The organism is Parageobacillus sp. KH3-4, from assembly GCF_022846435.1.
GTDB classification, from domain to species: Bacteria; Bacillota; Bacilli; order Bacillales; family Anoxybacillaceae; genus Parageobacillus; species Parageobacillus thermoglucosidasius_A.
Genome location: NZ_AP025627.1, coordinates 2,040,463 through 2,057,720 on the forward strand (window position 1 = coordinate 2,040,463; position 17,258 = coordinate 2,057,720).

Consider the following 17,258-nt stretch of genomic DNA (forward strand, 5'->3'; position numbering starts at 1 on the left):
ATTTTTACAAAAAGAAAAGCCGTCCTTTTATCATTGGACAGCTTCGTTATCATGATATTTCTCCGTCTGTTTTTGCACACGCGATAAGTATTTTTCTTGAATAAACTCTGTAAATAATTTAGCGTAAAAGGGGTCGAACTGAGTGCCTGCGCAACGCATAATTTCGGATACTGCCTCTTCAAACGTTTTCGTGCGTTGGTATGGCCGTTCTGTCGTCATCGCATCAAACGAGTCAATAATACATAAAATACGAACAAGCTTTGGAATTTCTTCTCCTTTTAGTCCGTATGGATATCCCTTTCCGTCATACCGTTCATGATGAAGTTCTACTAACGGAATCAAATCATCAAACTGTTTTTCCGCTGCTATTATTTCTTTTCCCCACGTTACATGTTTCTTCACGATTTCCCATTCATGCCGTTCCAATTTTCCTTCTTTATTTAAAATATCCCGTGGCACTTCGATTTTTCCAATATCATGAATTAACGCCCCTAAAACGAGCGTTTGTCTTTCATGGTCGGTTAAATCAAGCATTTGGCTAAATTCGGAGGCATATTTGAATACCCGCTTACTATGACGATACGTATAAACGTCTTTTGATAAAAAAAATTTGACTTGCTGTTCAAGCGTATCAAGGTTTTCTTTAAACTTTATTTCATCAAAGCAAATGTTATGTTCTTCATATACTTGTACATTATTTTTCCCTTGTGCTTTTGCGTAATAAAGCGCCTGATCTGCTTTATGAATTAACTCACCGCTGTCATACATGCTTCTTTCCATTTCGGCAATCCCGCAAGAAAACGAAAGGCAGCGGTAAGGAACATGCTCCACCCCAAAAAAGTATGTATCGTTTATTTCTTTCCGCAATCGGTCCAAAAACGAAAACGCTTCTTCCTTTGTTGTACTGGGCATTAAAATGGCAAACTCCTCGCCGCCATACCGCGCCGCTACAAAGTCTGTTCCGTCCACCGCTTTTTTTAGCAGCTCGCCGAAAAACTGCAGCAGCTTGTCCCCTTGCAGATGGCCGTTGCGGTCGTTATATTTTTTAAAATCATCTAAATCTAATAAAGCAAGAGTAAACGGCTGTTTCAATTTTTTTGCATCATGAAACTGTTCATTCAACATCTCTTTAAAATAACCATGATTATAAAGCCTTGTTAAATGATCTCTATTAGCTCGCTCTGATACTTCCTGATATAAATAAAGAAACTTACGAAACACCGCTGATAAAATGACAACTAAAACAGTAAATAAAAACAAACCAAAATACTGTTTTTCATTTAATAAAATCGCTAAAACAAGTGATAGTAATAACGTAACGCAATAGCCAATAGCTGATTCCAATAAAACTCCTAAATCAAAAGTTCCTTTAAATATGCGATCAAAAAAGATAAAAAATAAAAACATTAAACAAATATTTAGACTAAAATAGACGACCAAGCTAATCATATACGGAAGCAAATTTTGGGTATTTATTTCACCAATATGCCCACCGGAAAACAAAAATGAATAATAGGCACCGACAATCATAATGGAATACATGGAAAAATTAAAAAGGTGCTTCCACCATACCATTTTACGCTTGTAAAGAAATTCAATAACGCTGCTAATAAGTAAAACATTCATCACTAAATCAATGTCATGTAAAAACATCACTGCTAAATAAATCGCCGAATCCATCGAAAACGAATTATCCTTTGGAGGAAGATGAATTAAAAACTTGTTTAGTAAAATAATAGATCCGGATAACATATAAATGAAAACCCAATCCTCTAGGGATTGAGTGACAAAATTACTTTCTACTAAAAATAAAAATAAACCTAACAACAAAACAAATAGTACATATGTTTTTGCATATTTTTTGATATGCATCATATAATCACTCTCATTCATTTTTTACAAAATTTCAAGGAGAAGTTGTTGAATACACTTCTCCTGCATCTAATAAAATATTAGCCACCAAGTTTATATCCTGACGTCAATGCAACAATAATTGAAACGATAATAAATAGATTAATAAGTACTTGTCTTGCTTTTACGCTCAAGTTACTCACCTCCTTTTATTTACTTACAGGAGCGGTAGAACGTTCTTTGCTCGCTGTGTTAAGCATGAGATGTTGGATAAAGAAAAACGCTCCAACATTGATGATAACATCGCCAATGCTGATGACTTGCTGACGCGGATATGGCGGTGACAGCGGGATAATATCGCCTAGAAACGGCAACAACGTCTCTGATGTAATCGCTTGATGCTTGCCGTATACTCCCGCCTGCAATGCATCTATGTATTCACGGCCGAGAAATTGCGCTGCCTCAACCGACACAGGCATCCTTCCGCCGTTTACCGCCATAACGATAAAATTTAATAGAACTCCCGCAAAAATAACGATAAATCCAGGCTGGCTTCGGTTAATCCAGAGAAAAAGGAGACCAATCATATATACGAGAAGAAACAAAATGTTGCTTAGTTTGGCGACAATCGCGACTTTATCTTGCAGGGCAAAAATAACGAACTGCACCGCCAACAATAACGGAAACAACCATCCCCCGCGCAGCTTCATATGCGCAAGACCTTTCAAACTTCCTCCACGAAAAAAACCAACCACAAGCGATAATAAAATACCATCATAAACCATATATTTTCTCCTCATCATTACACAGAAGATTCTGTGTTTTCACAACCGATTTCTTCTTATAATTCATTAATATCGATTTTTTCCGACAATGTAAATAGTACTTTTCGATTATTTTTAGTAATTTTTTTCTATTTTCTCTAAAATTCACGGTTATTAGATACTCTTTCCAACAAAATTCAACATTTTTGTCCCCCCCTTTACTAGTTGCCAGCATAAAAATAAGGATTCCCTATAACTATTTTATAGAGAATCCTTCTATTTATTTATATACGATCTTCTTGTTTGTAAGGCGAGCAAGAACCTTGGCAATTATCAGCAAGAGAGCAACCAGCACATTTTCCTTTTGAGCTTTTCTTAATGTGGCGGACAAGCATCCATCCGGCATAACCAAAAATAACGCCACCGATCACAATATTCGCAATCATCGCTTTCGCCTCTTTTTACAAAAACTTTAAAGTTTTCTTTTTTTCGATGATAGACTAAATGACTCATCAAAATCCAAGCAACATTCCACCTTGATAAATAACGAAAGAAATCACGTACGCAATGCTCAACGCACAACCGATCGAAATAAACGTCCATTTTCGTGATCCTGTTTCTTTGCGAATGGTCGCAACCGTCGCTAAGCAAGGAGTATATAAAAGCACAAACGTGATAAAGCTAAGCGCAGATAACGGCGTAAAATGTTGCACTAGCGCCTTTTGCAGCACGTCCATATTTTGCGCATGGTAAATAATATTCATTGTTGAAACAACGACTTCTTTTGCTAAAAAACCCGTTATCAACGACGCGCCAGCCTGCCATGTTCCAAAACCGAGCGGCGCTAAAATTGGAGCAAGCACACTGCTTACAACTGCTAGAAAACTGTCATCCATGGAAACACCAATTCCTTTTGGCCCAACATATGTCAATAGCCAAATCGCAACAGACCCACCGAAAATAAACGTGCCTGCTTTTCGCACAAATCCTTTTCCTTTATCCCATGTGCTCCGCCACAACGTCAATGCTTGCGGCATCCGATACGGCGGCAGCTCAATGACGAAAACCGAGCTTTCATCTTTTAATAAAGTGGCCGAAAACAGTTTGGCAAGGCCAAGTGCGACAACAATTCCTAATATATATAGGAAAAACACGACAATTGCTTGATTTTTTGCGAAAAATGTTCCAGCAAACAGCGCATATACCGGCAAACGCGCCGAACATGACATAAACGGCAGCAACAAAATCGTCAGCAACCGTTCTTTTGGCTGTTCAATCGTCCGTGCTGCCATGACACCAGGAACGTTGCAGCCAAATCCGATAATCATCGGAATAAACGCTTTTCCATTTAAACCAATCGCCTCCATAAACCGGTCCATGACCATAGCGACACGCGCCATATATCCGGAATCCTCTAACAAAGAAATGAAAAAGAACAAAATGAAAATTTGCGGTACAAATACAAGCACCCCGCCAACGCCAGAAACAATTCCACTAAGGACAAGCTCTTTAATGAATGGAGATGCACCTATAAGCGACAACAGTTTGGCCAGCCAATCCGTTAATGGACCGGAAAGAAACTGATCAAACAGATCGGCAAGCGGTGAGCCAAGCCAGTCAAACGTTAACATAAACATGATATACATAAATAATAAGAAAATCGGCAAGCCCAAATATTTATTGGTTACAATCGCATCAATTTTTTCTGTTAACGTGAGCGTCTTTTGCTTCGTCGTCACCGTTGATGTTTCGATGACTTTCGCAATCCATCGCTCGCGCACTTCATACATGTGCTCTGCTAAAGCGCGCCCAAGCTTTTGTCGTACATTGTCGCGAATCAACAGAAGCGGGGCAACTTCTAAATATGTTTGTAAATATGCATGAACCCGTTCATTTCCTTCTAAAAACTGCAATGCAAGCCATCGTTTTGACACCGGTAAATCATCTGGGAGTTGTTCACCTATTTTTTGCACAGCTGCTTCCACATCTCGACCGTAATCGATTGAAAACGAATGCCCGCTTTGTTCGGTTAGAGACAAAATGGTGCAAACGAGCTCTTTTGTTCCCTTTCCCGTCCGCGCGATAACCGGAATCACAGGAACGCCAATACATTGCGAAAGCTTTTCCGCATCTACTTTTACTCCGCGTTTCTCTGCCACGTCAATCATATTTAACGCTATCATCAGCGGTTTTCCAAATTCAAGAAGCTGAACGGTCAAATGCAAATTCCGTTTTAATTGGGAAGCGTCCACGATATTGACAATCGCGGAAAAAGACTCCGTTAATAAAAATTCGGTCGCCACTCCTTCATCCCGGGACAGCGGTTGTAGCGAATAAATTCCCGGCAGGTCAACGATCGGAACATCGTGCTGCCGCAATATGCCAATCTTTTTTTCTACCGTTACTCCGCTCCAATTTCCGACATATTCGTATGATCCTGTTAAATTATTAAACAATGAAGTTTTCCCTGTATTTGGATTGCCAAATAACGCAATATATGATGGCATCGATTATTTCACCCCAATACAAGCCGCCTCTTTGCGCCGAAGACAAATATACTGCCCATCTACTTCCACCATTAACGGGCCGCCAAATGGCATTATGCATTTAACACAAACTTTTTCCCCTTCATGCATGCCCATATGAATTAGGCGCTGTTTCACAACTTCATTTGCTACTGCTAAATGGGTAATCACAGCTTGTTGTCCTTGTTGAAGATCGGCAAGAACCATCTTAAACTCCCCCAAATAATAATGATTCTTTTTATCAATTAAATTTTAGAGGTAATACTTCTCCCATTTTGCACCACGAAAAAAACAATAATGATTATTTTTCTCAATAAATATCATACCACACTTTGAAATTTTGAAAGTGATTTTTGTCACACCATCATATAATTTCAATAATCTATTCACAAAATCTCCATCTTTACTTTAAATATTAAATACTCACTTCATATAGTTTATAGTTGAATTTTTCAGAATAATCGATATAATATCTTTTACGCATATCATTCAGCAGGGGGAAAAATAATATGGGAAAATTAGCGAAAATTAGCAACTTTGTCGGAAACACTTTTGCCATCTGGGTGCTATTATTTGCCGCTTTTGCTTTTTATTCTCCAAAAACTTTTACATGGATCGCTCCGTACATTGTGCCATTGCTTGGCATCGTTATGTTTGGCATGGGGCTTACACTGTCGGTCAATGACTTTAAAGAAGTGTTGAAACGGCCAAAGGAAGTGCTGATCGGCGTCGTCGCCCAGTTTTTGATCATGCCGCTTCTCGCCTTTTTGCTTTCTCATTATTTGCCAGTGCCGCGGGAAGTGGCTCTCGGCATTATCCTTGTCGGCTGCTGTCCGGGCGGAACGGCGTCTAACGTAATGACATATTTGGCAAAAGGGGATACGGCGCTTTCTGTCGCCGTGACGTCTGTTTCGACAATACTTGCGCCAATTTTAACACCGTCGCTTATTTTGCTGCTTGCTGGGAAATGGTTATCCGTTTCCGCCGCCTCCTTATTTTGGTCGATTGTGAAAGTTGTTCTTATCCCGATTATTCTTGGATTAATTGTACAATCGTTTTTCCAAAAACAAGTAAAAACATGTGTCCAAATTCTCCCACTCGTTTCCGTGATCGCGATTGTCGCCATTGTCGCGGCAGTTGTCGGACAAAACCAACAAGCGATTGCAAAAAGCGGGATCGAAATTTTCTTGATTGTCGTCGCCCACAACGTACTTGGATTATTGCTTGGCTATTGGTTTGCCAAATTGTTTCGCTTATCGGTACCAAAACAAAAAGCAATTTCGATCGAAGTCGGCATGCAAAACTCCGGCCTTGGCGCGGCGTTAGCAACCGCCCATTTTTCGCCGCTCGCCGCCGTTCCGAGCGCCATTTTCAGCGTATGGCACAACATTTCCGGGCCAATTGTTGCCACATATTTTCGCAAAAAAGATGAGAAACAAGAAACGAGCGGATCGACAATTTCAGCTTAAAAAATTGGTTCCCGCTAGGAACCAGTTTTTTATTTTTTATAGTGGCAATGGAAGTCAGCCGCGCTTATGCATCCGCGCAACAATCTCGTGATACTTATGAAACAACGCAAGGCCGTCACCATCCGGAGGCATATACATCCGGAGGCATATAACAGCAGTGCCGCTTTACCGCCTGCACATCCTCTTGTTCATTGTAATATACGTCCATACGGGCTTCGATGTTTTGTTAATGCTCTTGCAAAATAGCTAATTGCTCTTGCCGGTCTCCCCCCTTGCCATTGCTGGAGCTCTTCCATCCATCTCTGTCTCTCCACTGTTACTTCACCTTGCTTCCTTTTTGTGTGTAATTTTACCATGTCCGTTTTTGCTTTGTTATCCAAAAAATAACGTTCGCCCTTTTATTCAGGCGAACTTTGATGAAACTTACCGCATTACAAACGACATAACACCAAAAAGAACCGCAGCCATCCCTGCTGCAATGAATGCAGGAACTAGCTTTGTACGCGCATATTCCATCACCGGCAACCCCAAAATCGTACATAATGTCACTGTATTATCGCTGAGCGGCGAGGTAAACGCACCGAACGTCCCGCTCGCAAATACGGCACCAATTACAAGTAGGATATTCGCACCTGACTGATGTGCAAGCGTGACGCCAAGCGGCATTAACATCCCCCATGTTCCCCAAGAGGAGCCGATAAAATAAGAAATCAGCGCACCAAGCAAAAACAATACAGGAGCGACAAAATAATGTGGAATCCAATTTTGTACATGGTCCGTAATATATTGAGAAAAACCTAAATCCTCCGATACTGCTGACAACGCCCAAATGAGTGCCAGCATTAAAATGACAGACATTAATTCATTTCCGCCTTTAACAAAATGGGTCAATAAATCAGCAAGCTTGAATTTTTGCAAAAGAAAATAAACGACCGTAATGATTACGGTAATAAATAGCGCTTCCAACATCGCACCAAGCGCATCGCTGCGAAGGAACGCGTCAAAAAATGTTTTTGCCCCTTTATGCCCATCCCACCAGCTCAAGAATAGTGTCAGCGCAAGTACAATGGATAACGGTACGATTAAATTCCATGGCTTAATCGGCGTTTCTTTATTGTACGCGCGCGGACAAGACTCCATCCCTTCCCCTTCTTCACCTTGCATTTCATTCGGATTTTCCGTTTTGCCTTTATTTATGTCTGACGCATTTTCTTCGGCGAACTCCACCGCCAATTGTTCATTCCACCGCTGAACAGGCACATATTTTCCTATGTCTTTCTCCATCGCGCGTGCTTTTCCTTTTCTTGAGTATTTAAAAAAGCTGTAATAAAGCCCGACAATAATAATCGTAAATGAAAAAAAGTTAAACGGAATGCTTTTTACATAGACAATATACGGCTTCGCATCAATTCCCGCTGTTTTCAGCGCTTTATCAATTACCGAGACCATATAGCCAACAAATGCTGTTGCCAATGGAATGAGGGCTACAACCGGATTGGACGTCACTTCAATCGCAAACCCGATCTGTTGCGAAGATAACCTTAGCCGTTCTTTGAGCGCTTTCATAATCGGCGCAATCGTTACGATGCGGAAATCAGGATCGCTGAACGTCACCATTGTCGAAATCCATGTTAGCATTAAAGCGCTTCTTGCTGTTTTTACTTTTTTGCTAATAAGATGAACAAATCCTTTAATTCCTCCTGTATATTTAATCATGCTAATAAGACCGGCAAACACATAAAGAAAAATAATAATGCGAATATTATTTGTCTGCATGATATTATCGACCGTATACGATAGCATCGTCCGTAAACCGCCCAGCAACGTCGGATCGATCAAATAACTGCCAAACAATAACGCCACAAACAAGCCTGGAATGACTTGTTTTGTCCATATTGATATCGGAATCACTACTAAAAACGGAAGCAGCGCTTTCCATGAAGGCCCCATTAATCCCAGCACTCCTTTTCTTTCTTTTCTGTAAAAAAGTATGGGCAATAACGAGCTTTTCTATGCTACTACAAATTATTTGTGGATCAATTTTGTTTTGCATTATTTAGAAAATTCGATAAAATATAAAAATAAAGAAAGGGGGAATAAAAATGAATTTAAAACCTGGGGACGTATTTACTTGGCAGCGCACGTTCACAGAAGAAGAAACATCGCAATTCGCCCGCCTCTCTGGTGATATGGGAAGGCATCATATGGAGCGTGATGAGAAGGGACGGCTTATGGTGCATGGGTTATTTACCGCCAGCATCGGTACAAAAATTGGGGGTGATTTAAACTATATCGCCAGAGAAATAAACTGCGAATTCATTCGCCCTGTATTTACTGGAGATACAATCACATGTGAATTAACGATTACCGAAGTGACTCCAATGGGTGGATACAAAAAAGTGGCAATGAAAACGGTTTATCGAAATCAACATGGGAAAGAAGTATTAATTGGGACGAGCAAAGGGATTATAAAGGACGACGTACATCCTTCATGAAAAAGAAAGGTTGTCTTCGTTCAGACAACCTTCCCCGTTTCACGCCGATGCAGCGGCGTTAATGACAATGTGTGAAGCGTAATTTCTGGCTTTGTACCAATACGGATGTTTACTCCCGTCTGCCCGAGCCCTTCGCTAATGTAAAACGGCTTGCCGTCTAGTTCGTGGTAGCCTTTAATAATATTCATTCGCACTAATTTTCCCATTTTCACGAGATGATACGGCTTCGGCCAATGAATTTGTCCGCCGTGAAAATGGCCGGAAAGCAAATAATCAAAATGATAATGGCGCATATGCAAAACGATATTTGGATCGTGTGTCAGCACAAGATGTAAACCATCTTTGATATGTGCGTATGCTTTTTCTAAATCGCTGCGTCCTGTGCAAAAATCATCAATACCGATTACATTTACGGTTTTTCCTTTAATCGAAATGGTTTTCGCTTCATTTTGCAAAACGGTGCACCCATGTTTCTCTAACATTGTTTTTAAAGCTTGGAAATGCTCCTCTTTCAACACATAATCATGGTTGCCGAACACGACATAAATGCCATATGCCGGGTTTAGCTTTTGCAACACCGTCAAATACGGGGCCAACTTTGGAATACTTTTTTCACGATCAAGCAAATCCCCAGTTAATGCGATCAAATCAATTTGCTCATTTTTTAGTTTTCCATATAAATAGTCAGGGGAAATCGATAAGTTTTCTAAATGAAGGTCCGACAAATGCAAAATACGGATGGCATCCTCGTCGTTCCCGTTATAGCGCACTTCTACTCTATGAAAAACCGCATCATGCGTATTGCGGTGTGCTTTATAGATAAATAGCATAAAAATGATCACAACGATGGCAAAAACAAATATCATCAGTCTCTCCTCCCTATTTACCATTATAAGTAAATGGAAAGAGAGAAAGAAGAGGGAGTTAATGGATCGGCTGGCAATCGTACAATGTAAGCAACTTATCTTTTGACATAAACAAATATTTAGGCGGTCGCCGAACTGGGGAAAAACGAAGCTGCGAAACAACAACCATAGGTATCATCACGACTGTTTTGAACCATTTGTAAAACGGATTTACAATCGAAAACGTTTCAAAGCCTAATCGCTCGCATCCTTTGTTTAACATCGTAATCCCGATAATTCCTTTAATTTCAGAAAATTGTTCATGATTACGCACATAATCGGCGATATAGGGAAGACCTGCTTTCACTTGTTGGAAAACATAACGTCCTTTTTTAATTTCGCTGTTTAAATGAAGAAGTTCGCGAATTAAACGAACGTTATGCAAATGAATTTTTAACAGCAGGTCGTTTTTTTGGATTTTTGTGCCGTCCGAGAGTACGACTTCCCTTCCTTTATATTTCGTTACACGAACGCGAAAAATCGGGCGGCAACCGTCCCATGTACCTCCAACGTACTCAAGCCTCGAAAAAGCGTAATAAATCGGGTCAAATGCTCCCCAAATCGCCAAAGCGCACTGTCTTGCTTTTTCTTTCATATGCTCCCCCTCTTTCGTTTTGCACATTTACATTTACATTGTGAAGTATTTGCCGGCAGTTTATAAATGGATAAAAAAGGAGATGGGCAAAGTGGATAAAATTCTGCACTTGACATATACTCAGTAACAACTTCAGCAATTAGGTGATCGACGTGAAAACGGTGTTGTTTCTTCCTTTGTTGCAAATTCCATCAGGGCATCACCAAGCGGCAGACGCATTGAAAGAAGATTTATTAGCGATGGCCCCGCAATGGCGATGCCATAAAGTCGAGCTGCTGTCATCGCGATTAGGAAAAGCGGAAAAATTTATATCTTCTGCTTACTTACAATGGATTCGCCATTTTCCAAAGACATACAGCATATTGTATGAGCAAGCGGTCATCCGTCAAAAAAAGGCGCGGCCATCATTCCGATATTACGAATTTCTCTTTAGCCGTCACGTAAAAAATTTAGTCCAACACATACAGCCCGATCTCATTGTTTGCACGCATGCCCTTCCTTCCTATTTATTAAACCGTCTCAAATTAAACAAGGAAATCGCCAGTCCAGTAGTCAACGTATATACCGATTATTTCATTCATCATTTATGGGGAATTGAAGCGATCGATTACCATTTTGTCGGCCATCCTTACATGAAAACGCAGCTATTGGAAAAAGGGGTTCCGGAAAGCCGCGTTTTTGCAACAGGCATTCCGGTTCATCCACACATAACGATAAGCAGGCAAAAAAAGCAGGCGGAGCGTTCCCGCTACATTGGTCTTATATCAGGCGGCAGTTTGGGAATTGGCGCGTTCGCCGCGTTGTTAAAAAAAATTTCTCCTGACGATCCGATCGATTATTACGTTCTTTGCGGGAAAAACGCGCAAATGTACAAACAGCTGCAAAGCGAAAAACATCCGCGCCTCATCCCGCTTCCGTATATTTCGTCGCGCAAGGAGATGAACGCACTTTATGATCAAGCGGATTTTATTTTAACCAAACCGGGCGGTGTAACGATTAGCGAATGTTTATATAAAAAATTGCCCATTTTTATTTATGATACGCTTCCCGGACAAGAAGAAATGAATTTGCGCATATTGAAACAGTTCCATCTCGCCTTCGATTTTTTAAATTGGAAAGACGTCCCGAATATTGCCGATAAGCTTCTTCCTATTCTTCACTCTCCGCAAATCGCGCATTATTTCAGCAAAGTGGAGAAATACCACCGCCAGCTTTCTCCAGAACGCCCAGCAATGCTGCTTTACTCGAAGCTAAGCGACGGATTATTTAAGCAGACTCCTCGATAAAAAAAGCTTGTCCTTTATGAAGAAGGACAAGCTTTTTTACCGTCGAATATTTACCGTCACAAATACAAATTTATCATAACGGTGTCGGGAAAAAGAGTACTCAAACGGAAGTCCGTTATTCAAAAATCCGACTTGTTCTAATTCCAACACTGGGTCATCAGGCGCGCATTGCAAGTACATTTGATCTAGTTCATTCGGCTTTGCTGCACGAATTTTTCGATGGGATCCAGCAATCGTTAACCCCAACTCATTTGTAATATAATTGTAAATCGAAGAATGAAGCACTTTTTCATTTAGCCCTGTAATTAAATTTGTCGGCATATAGGTACGTTCAATGACGTACGGTTCATCATCGACATTGCGAAGACGAATCAGATGGTAAACTGGCGTGTTGGTATCAATGCATAAATGTGTTGCTACATCCTCCGGCGGAAACAACACTTCAAACGTAATAATTTTGCTTGTTACTTTTCTTCCTTTTAATAAATTGGTCAATCCAAGTGTCTCGTTGCTAGCGACATTGACTTGACCATCTAATATGGCGGATTTGACAATAAATGTTCCATGCCCGCGTTTACGATATAGCAAGCCTTCCGACACAAGCACATCCAACGCGCGCTTTACCGTCATGCGACTACAGCCAAATTCTTTGGCTAACGAATGTTCATCGGGAATCGGTTCGTTCGGGGAATATATCCCGTCTTTGATTCGTTTGCGAATTTCGTTCGAAATTTGTTCATATTTTGGCATTACCGTCATCCTTTATACCGCAATTTTCATCTTTATTGTAATTTTTCTTTTACTTTTACACAATATGTGAGAAAAAAGAGGTTATCCCAAAAGAAGGGATAACCATGTTCGTCTATTAAAAGCCGTTGTTCTCCGCAAGCGTTTTAAACCAGTATCCGCTCTTTTTAATTGTACGTTTTCTATTGTTTTCAAGGTCAACTGCCACTAATCCGTAGCGATTTTTATAAGCATTCGTCCAAGACCAGTTATCCATAAACGTCCATACGTGGTAGCCTTTAACGTTTGCTCCTTCTTGTATTGCTTTATGCACCCATTTTAAATGTTCACGAATAAATCCAATCCGATAATCGTCATGAATCATTCCGTCTTCATCGCGGAATTGTTCTTCTCCTTCGACACCCATACCGTTTTCCGAAATAAAGCATTCGATATTACCGTAATTTTCTTTTACATTCATTAAAATATCGTAAATTCCTTTTTCATAAATTTCCCAGCCGCGGTGAGGATTCATTTTTCTTCCCGGCATCACATAATAGTCAAAAAAGCGCTCCGGCATAAATGGGGCTTCTGGATTTGGGAGATGCTCTTTTGCTTTTACACGACGCGGTTGATAATAGTTAATCCCAAGAATATCGACGGTATTTTCTTTAATTAGCTCCTTATCTCCTTCTTTGGTTGCCGGCAAATATCCATGTTCCCGTAAAAGGCCGACAAGGTCTTGCGGATATTCGCCTTTTATCGCTGGATCTAAAAAGCTACGGTTGAAAAATAAATCAGCTATATGTGCTGCTTTAACATCAGCAGGATGGGTGCTCCGGGGATAAGAAGGAGTTAAATTTAAAATAATGCCAATTTTTCCATCTGGAATGTTCATCTGTTTAAACGCTTGCACTGCTTTTGCATGGGCTACGATCGTATGATAAGCCACTTGTACAGCTCTCTGGAAATCAATTACATTCGGATAATGGAAATCGTATAAATACCCTCCTTCGACCGGAACAATCGGTTCATTATGTGTAAACCATTTTTTTACACGGTCACCAAACAACTCAAAACAAATCTTTGCATAGCGGGCATATGCATCTACCACATCCCGACTTTCCCATCCCCCCATTTCTTGCATTGCTAGCGGCATATCAAAATGGAACAAAGTCACAAATGGTTCAATCTCATTTTCTAGCAATTCATTAATGACATTGTTGTAGAATTGCACCGCTGTTGGATTGACAGCGCCAATACCGTCGGGAATGAGCCGCGACCAAGAAATCGAAAAACGGAACGAATTATGGCCTATTTCTTTCATTAATGCAATATCTTCTTTGTAACGGTGATAAAAATCGGATGTAATGGAAGGGCCAACGCCGTTAAAAAAGCGATTCGGCTCTTTCTCATACCAATGATCCCATATATTCGGCCCTTTCCCCCCTTCGTTTGCTGCTCCTTCAATTTGCGTGGCAGATGTGGCGCTTCCCCACCAAAATCCGTCTGGAAAGCGATAAAGGATCTCCTGCTTTGTCTGTTGCTTCATGATCTCCACCTCTTTTTATGACGCATTCTTTGCCGTTTCTTCTTCCTTTTCTTTTTGTAAGTTCATCCGATCAATAAATTTTAAGAACGGGAACCAAATAATAAGAACAATCGTAAAGTTGACTAACTGCAAAATTCCCCCTGCCAGCGAATTCGTCGCCATCATTCCGTTAATAAAGATTGGTACTGTCCACGGAACCGCCACCCCTGTCGAAGGCGGGACAAGACCGGAAGACATCGCTAAATAAGTGACAAATGTAACGATCATTGGCGCAATAATCCATGGAACCATAATAAGCGGGTTCATCACAACAGGCAAACCGAAAATAATCGGCTCATTTACGTTAAAGATTCCTGGCCCGATCCCCAATTTCGCGACTTGTTTCATTTGCTTGCTTTTCATAAAGAAAAGCATGGCAAAAATGACGGCAAGAGTCATTCCCGTTCCACCCATGCCAACCGTATAAACTTCAATAAACTGCTTGCTAATCACATGCGGAATTTCTCCAGTTTTCGTATACGCATTTAAGTTTTCCAGAGATAACGTATTCCAAATTGGATCCATCACAGAGTTAATGATAATTTGGCCGTGCAACCCAAAAAACCATAAAATCTGTGTCACAAAAATCGCGATAAGCGTTGGAATAATGCCGCTTCCTAAACCGACTAATGGTGCTTGTACTGCATTATAAATGACATCATGCATGTTTGTATTAAATAATTGTGTTATAATAATATTGACGACCAAGAAAACTGTGAGTGTCACCACCGCAGGAATAAGGGCCGCAAACGATTTTGCAACGGCTGGTGGCACTCCAGCTGGCATTTTAATCGTAATATTTTTTTGCACGACTTTCCGGTAAATCTCTGCAGCAACAAACGCGGTAATCATTCCAAGGAACATCCCTTTTGCACCTAAACGATCAAGAGGGATGACGCCTTGTACCGCTTCTTTTCCTTCCACATTTAAAACAAATGGCGTTAAAATCAAGAAAGAAGCGAGTGCAATAGCACCTCCAAAAATTCCTTCCACCTCATAACTTTTCGATAAATAATAACCGATACCGAATACAACGAAAATCGTCATAACTCCCATTGTCGCGTTTGGAGCTACGTTTAAAATTTCCCGCAATGTATTTAAACTGCTTTCGCTCATGACTTTATCAAGAAACGGCAAGTTCGCAATAACAACGGCAATCGATCCGAAAATTGTAAGTGGAAACGCTAACATAAACGCATCACGTAACACTTGTAAATAACGGCTGTTATTTAACTTTCCCGCAATAGGAACCAATATTTTACTTAACTTTTCAAAAGTTTGGTTCATGAAACGCCCCCCTTTTTATAAGTTTCTCGCTTTAAATAATTCAAGCATCTCCTTTACTAACTCTTTCATGGACAGTGTCGACATTAAATGGTCTTCCGCATGGATTAACAATAACGTAAACTCGGTATTTTGACCGCCCGCTTCCTTTTGAACCATTTGAAAGTGAATATCATGCGCCAAACTTAAGTCCGCTTCTGCTTCTTTTAGCAGCTTACTGGCAACCTCCTTGTTTCCAGCACGATATTCCCGGAGGGATTGAATGACTTTGCTACGCGCATTTCCGCTATGAAGAATAAGCTGAAACGCAATTTGTTCATTCGTTAATTGCTGAAGATCGATTTTTTCCATTATTTTTCCCCCATTAATTTCAACGCTTGTTCATACGCTTTTTTTCCGTCTGCCATCCCATATGCCACCATATCAATCACATCTACTTTAATTCCATATTTTTCAGCTTCTTTTTGAAGCTCACTTTTTAAAAAGCTCATTTGCGGGCCAATTAAAACAACATCCGCTTTCTCCATTTCCTTTTTCGCTTGATCTTGCCCCACCGCCCAAATTTCTGCTTCTTCCCCAATCGATTTTGCATACTCCTGCATTTTTGTTACCAATAAACTCGTAGACATCCCCGAACTGCAAGCTAAAAGAATTCGTTTCATTGTTGATGCAACCTCCTTGCTTTTATCCAATGATACCGTTTACATTTTTAATTATATACAAATATATAAAATTGTCTAGTCATTTAAAAATTATTTCTTAGTTTTTTAAAATATATTGTATATACTTTTATAAATAACATAAAAATATCCCTCTCCTCTAAAAAAGGAGGGGGATGCTTTTTATGAACGAAATCGGAAATGAGCATTCATCTGTCCTTTTAACATTTTTTCCCGAATCTCTTTTGTCATTTCGCGCCGGATTTCCTGCGTCGGAACACCTTCTTCGCGTTTATCGGCAATCTCCATCAATTGTTCCACATCAGCGAATGAATATTTTCGGATTCCTTTCGAACGGTCCGGAAAAATAAGTTTCCGCTCCTCATAATACCGGATTTGGCGCTGGGATAACCCCGTTAACTCACTAACAATGCCAATAGAGATGACTTTTTTAAATTTGTATGAATCGTCCTTATTCGTCATATCTTTCACCTCTATAAATGTTATTTTTTATAACATAATTATATCGTTTTTCTTTAATCATTGGCCATTATTGTTAAAAAACTTAACATATTTTCTGTTTTTATGTAAGAAATATTGACAAGATAAATGAGAAATAAAACAAAGCATCATATACTAAAAAGTAAATGAAGGAGGGAAAAAGATGGGGAAACTCATGCGGACGGCAATCATCAAACAAAAACAATTTTACATTTACGAGCTCCTGAAAACTGGTTTGTTTCCTGACGCCAACGCACTTCAGCAATGGACAATTCGCGAATTGCGGCACGAATACGAACGGCATCAATTACAAAAAAACAGAGGTGGTAAGCGAAATGGACCCGAAAGCTTTTGAACTAGCAAAGCGAATCGTAGAACTCGATTTGCAGCGTGACGCCATTTTCGAGCAGCTTATTCAATTAATTGGTGATCGCGCTTATGAAGTATTAAGATCTGTACAAAATCGGATATAATTGCAAAAAGGACAGCTTGACGCTGCCTTTTCTTTTTTATCCCTTCATTCTCATAGCAAAGCTCTTGTCGATAGGGCGACAAGAGCTTGTTTTAGTTACACTCTGACTGATTGCTGGATCGATCCATTGGACTG

General features: G+C 40.1%; 19 protein-coding genes. 5 read left to right on the plus strand and 14 right to left on the minus strand.

The genetic code is table 11. The features are described 5' to 3' along the window. Positions 1 to 30: 30 nt before the first annotated feature. The 5 genes from MWM02_RS10510 to MWM02_RS10530 form a co-directional block, all read right to left on the minus strand. Positions 31 to 1,875, minus strand: coding sequence for a diguanylate cyclase (locus MWM02_RS10510; RefSeq protein ID WP_244401954.1), 1,845 nt, complete (start codon positions 1,873 to 1,875; stop codon positions 31 to 33). Positions 1,876 to 2,060: 185 nt separating this feature from the next. Then, positions 2,061 to 2,636, minus strand: a complete 576-nt coding sequence (locus MWM02_RS10515) for a DUF5317 domain-containing protein (RefSeq protein ID WP_244401955.1) — start codon at positions 2,634 to 2,636, stop codon at positions 2,061 to 2,063. 263 nt (positions 2,637 to 2,899) lie between these two features. Continuing rightward, positions 2,900 to 3,061 (minus strand): FeoB-associated Cys-rich membrane protein, encoded by a 162-nt coding sequence (locus tag MWM02_RS10520; RefSeq protein WP_081260198.1) that lies wholly within the window; start codon positions 3,059 to 3,061, stop codon positions 2,900 to 2,902. Positions 3,062 to 3,127: 66 nt separating this feature from the next. Beyond that, positions 3,128 to 5,122 (minus strand): ferrous iron transport protein B, encoded by a 1,995-nt coding sequence (gene feoB, locus MWM02_RS10525; protein WP_244401956.1) that lies wholly within the window; start codon positions 5,120 to 5,122, stop codon positions 3,128 to 3,130. 3 nt (positions 5,123 to 5,125) lie between these two features. Beyond that, on the minus strand, positions 5,126 to 5,347 hold the full coding sequence (locus MWM02_RS10530; protein WP_064550436.1) for a FeoA family protein: 222 nt from the start codon (positions 5,345 to 5,347) through the stop codon (positions 5,126 to 5,128). A 302-nt stretch (positions 5,348 to 5,649) separates the two neighbouring features. Here MWM02_RS10530 and MWM02_RS10535 point away from each other — a divergent pair, with 302 nt between their 5' ends. Beyond that, entirely contained in the window at positions 5,650 to 6,609 is a 960-nt protein-coding gene (locus tag MWM02_RS10535) for a bile acid:sodium symporter family protein (RefSeq protein WP_244401957.1), read from the plus strand. A gap of 423 nt (positions 6,610 to 7,032) precedes the next feature. Here MWM02_RS10535 and MWM02_RS10540 read toward each other — a convergent pair whose 3' ends face one another. Continuing rightward, on the minus strand, positions 7,033 to 8,559 hold the full coding sequence (locus MWM02_RS10540) for a Na+/H+ antiporter NhaC family protein (protein WP_064550439.1): 1,527 nt from the start codon (positions 8,557 to 8,559) through the stop codon (positions 7,033 to 7,035). 152 nt (positions 8,560 to 8,711) lie between these two features. On the opposite strand from MWM02_RS10540, the gene MWM02_RS10545 reads away from it, so the two are divergent. After that, complete coding sequence (locus MWM02_RS10545; RefSeq protein ID WP_064550440.1) at positions 8,712 to 9,104, plus strand: MaoC family dehydratase; 393 nt, start codon at positions 8,712 to 8,714, stop codon at positions 9,102 to 9,104. Positions 9,105 to 9,124: 20 nt separating this feature from the next. Here the strand turns inward: MWM02_RS10545 and MWM02_RS10550 are convergent, their stop codons facing one another. Both MWM02_RS10550 and MWM02_RS10555 read right to left on the minus strand, forming a co-directional pair. Next, positions 9,125 to 9,970 (minus strand): metallophosphoesterase, encoded by an 846-nt coding sequence (locus MWM02_RS10550; RefSeq protein WP_244401958.1) that lies wholly within the window; start codon positions 9,968 to 9,970, stop codon positions 9,125 to 9,127. A gap of 58 nt (positions 9,971 to 10,028) precedes the next feature. After that, positions 10,029 to 10,604, minus strand: coding sequence for a YkoP family protein (locus MWM02_RS10555; protein ID WP_064550442.1), 576 nt, complete (start codon positions 10,602 to 10,604; stop codon positions 10,029 to 10,031). A 152-nt stretch (positions 10,605 to 10,756) separates the two neighbouring features. Here MWM02_RS10555 and MWM02_RS10560 point away from each other — a divergent pair, with 152 nt between their 5' ends. Beyond that, the gene (locus MWM02_RS10560; protein WP_064550443.1) at positions 10,757 to 11,890 is read left to right on the plus strand and encodes an MGDG synthase family glycosyltransferase; all 1,134 of its coding nucleotides are present in this window, start codon (positions 10,757 to 10,759) and stop codon (positions 11,888 to 11,890) included. Between the two features lie 36 nt (positions 11,891 to 11,926). On the opposite strand, the gene MWM02_RS10565 is transcribed toward MWM02_RS10560, so the two are convergent. From MWM02_RS10565 to MWM02_RS10590, 6 genes are all read right to left on the minus strand, one after another. Continuing rightward, positions 11,927 to 12,640 carry a GntR family transcriptional regulator gene (locus tag MWM02_RS10565; protein WP_064550444.1) on the minus strand — a complete coding sequence of 238 codons (714 nt, stop codon included), beginning with the start codon at positions 12,638 to 12,640 and terminating at the stop codon, positions 11,927 to 11,929. A 115-nt stretch (positions 12,641 to 12,755) separates the two neighbouring features. Further along, complete coding sequence (locus tag MWM02_RS10570; protein WP_244401959.1) at positions 12,756 to 14,168, minus strand: glycoside hydrolase family 1 protein; 1,413 nt, start codon at positions 14,166 to 14,168, stop codon at positions 12,756 to 12,758. Between the two features lie 15 nt (positions 14,169 to 14,183). Continuing rightward, positions 14,184 to 15,494 (minus strand): PTS cellobiose transporter subunit IIC, encoded by a 1,311-nt coding sequence (gene celB / locus MWM02_RS10575; protein WP_244401960.1) that lies wholly within the window; start codon positions 15,492 to 15,494, stop codon positions 14,184 to 14,186. A 15-nt stretch (positions 15,495 to 15,509) separates the two neighbouring features. Next, on the minus strand, positions 15,510 to 15,842 hold the full coding sequence (locus tag MWM02_RS10580) for a PTS sugar transporter subunit IIA (protein WP_244401961.1): 333 nt from the start codon (positions 15,840 to 15,842) through the stop codon (positions 15,510 to 15,512). Beyond that, the gene (locus tag MWM02_RS10585; protein ID WP_013400991.1) at positions 15,842 to 16,153 is read right to left on the minus strand and encodes a PTS sugar transporter subunit IIB; all 312 of its coding nucleotides are present in this window, start codon (positions 16,151 to 16,153) and stop codon (positions 15,842 to 15,844) included. Before MWM02_RS10585 ends, MWM02_RS10580 begins: the two co-directional genes overlap by 1 nt. 180 nt (positions 16,154 to 16,333) lie before the next feature. Continuing rightward, a complete protein-coding gene (locus MWM02_RS10590) occupies positions 16,334 to 16,633 on the minus strand; it encodes a MerR family transcriptional regulator (protein WP_042385599.1) in 300 nt (99 codons plus the stop codon). Positions 16,634 to 16,814: 181 nt separating this feature from the next. Between MWM02_RS10590 and MWM02_RS10595 the strand changes: the two genes are divergently transcribed. Next, positions 16,815 to 17,006 carry a Fur-regulated basic protein FbpA gene (locus MWM02_RS10595; protein ID WP_244401962.1) on the plus strand — a complete coding sequence of 64 codons (192 nt, stop codon included), beginning with the start codon at positions 16,815 to 16,817 and terminating at the stop codon, positions 17,004 to 17,006. Then, a complete protein-coding gene (locus MWM02_RS10600) occupies positions 16,987 to 17,124 on the plus strand; it encodes a hypothetical protein (RefSeq protein ID WP_167359566.1) in 138 nt (45 codons plus the stop codon). The genes MWM02_RS10595 and MWM02_RS10600 overlap by 20 nt, the downstream gene beginning before the upstream one ends. Positions 17,125 to 17,258 lie beyond the last annotated feature (134 nt).

Bases quoted from the DNA above. Each gene is read 5' to 3' on its own strand.
- MWM02_RS10510 (WP_244401954.1), bottom strand. From the start codon at position 1,875: ATGATGCATATCAAAAAATATGCAAAAACATATGTACTATTTGTTTTG.
- MWM02_RS10515 (WP_244401955.1), bottom strand. From the start codon at position 2,636: ATGGTTTATGATGGTATTTTATTATCGCTTGTGGTTGGTTTTTTTCGT.
- MWM02_RS10520 (WP_081260198.1), bottom strand. From the start codon at position 3,061: ATGATTGCGAATATTGTGATCGGTGGCGTTATTTTTGGTTATGCCGGA.
- feoB (WP_244401956.1), bottom strand. From the start codon at position 5,122: ATGCCATCATATATTGCGTTATTTGGCAATCCAAATACAGGGAAAACT.
- MWM02_RS10530 (WP_064550436.1), bottom strand. From the start codon at position 5,347: ATGGTTCTTGCCGATCTTCAACAAGGACAACAAGCTGTGATTACCCAT.
- MWM02_RS10535 (WP_244401957.1), top strand. From the start codon at position 5,650: ATGGGAAAATTAGCGAAAATTAGCAACTTTGTCGGAAACACTTTTGCC.
- MWM02_RS10540 (WP_064550439.1), bottom strand. From the start codon at position 8,559: ATGGGGCCTTCATGGAAAGCGCTGCTTCCGTTTTTAGTAGTGATTCCG.
- MWM02_RS10545 (WP_064550440.1), top strand. From the start codon at position 8,712: ATGAATTTAAAACCTGGGGACGTATTTACTTGGCAGCGCACGTTCACA.
- MWM02_RS10550 (WP_244401958.1), bottom strand. From the start codon at position 9,970: ATGATATTTGTTTTTGCCATCGTTGTGATCATTTTTATGCTATTTATC.
- MWM02_RS10555 (WP_064550442.1), bottom strand. From the start codon at position 10,604: ATGAAAGAAAAAGCAAGACAGTGCGCTTTGGCGATTTGGGGAGCATTT.
- MWM02_RS10565 (WP_064550444.1), bottom strand. From the start codon at position 12,640: ATGCCAAAATATGAACAAATTTCGAACGAAATTCGCAAACGAATCAAA.
- MWM02_RS10570 (WP_244401959.1), bottom strand. From the start codon at position 14,168: ATGAAGCAACAGACAAAGCAGGAGATCCTTTATCGCTTTCCAGACGGA.
- celB (WP_244401960.1), bottom strand. From the start codon at position 15,494: ATGAACCAAACTTTTGAAAAGTTAAGTAAAATATTGGTTCCTATTGCG.
- MWM02_RS10580 (WP_244401961.1), bottom strand. From the start codon at position 15,842: ATGGAAAAAATCGATCTTCAGCAATTAACGAATGAACAAATTGCGTTT.
- MWM02_RS10585 (WP_013400991.1), bottom strand. From the start codon at position 16,153: ATGAAACGAATTCTTTTAGCTTGCAGTTCGGGGATGTCTACGAGTTTA.
- MWM02_RS10590 (WP_042385599.1), bottom strand. From the start codon at position 16,633: ATGACGAATAAGGACGATTCATACAAATTTAAAAAAGTCATCTCTATT.
- MWM02_RS10595 (WP_244401962.1), top strand. From the start codon at position 16,815: ATGGGGAAACTCATGCGGACGGCAATCATCAAACAAAAACAATTTTAC.
- MWM02_RS10600 (WP_167359566.1), top strand. From the start codon at position 16,987: ATGGACCCGAAAGCTTTTGAACTAGCAAAGCGAATCGTAGAACTCGAT.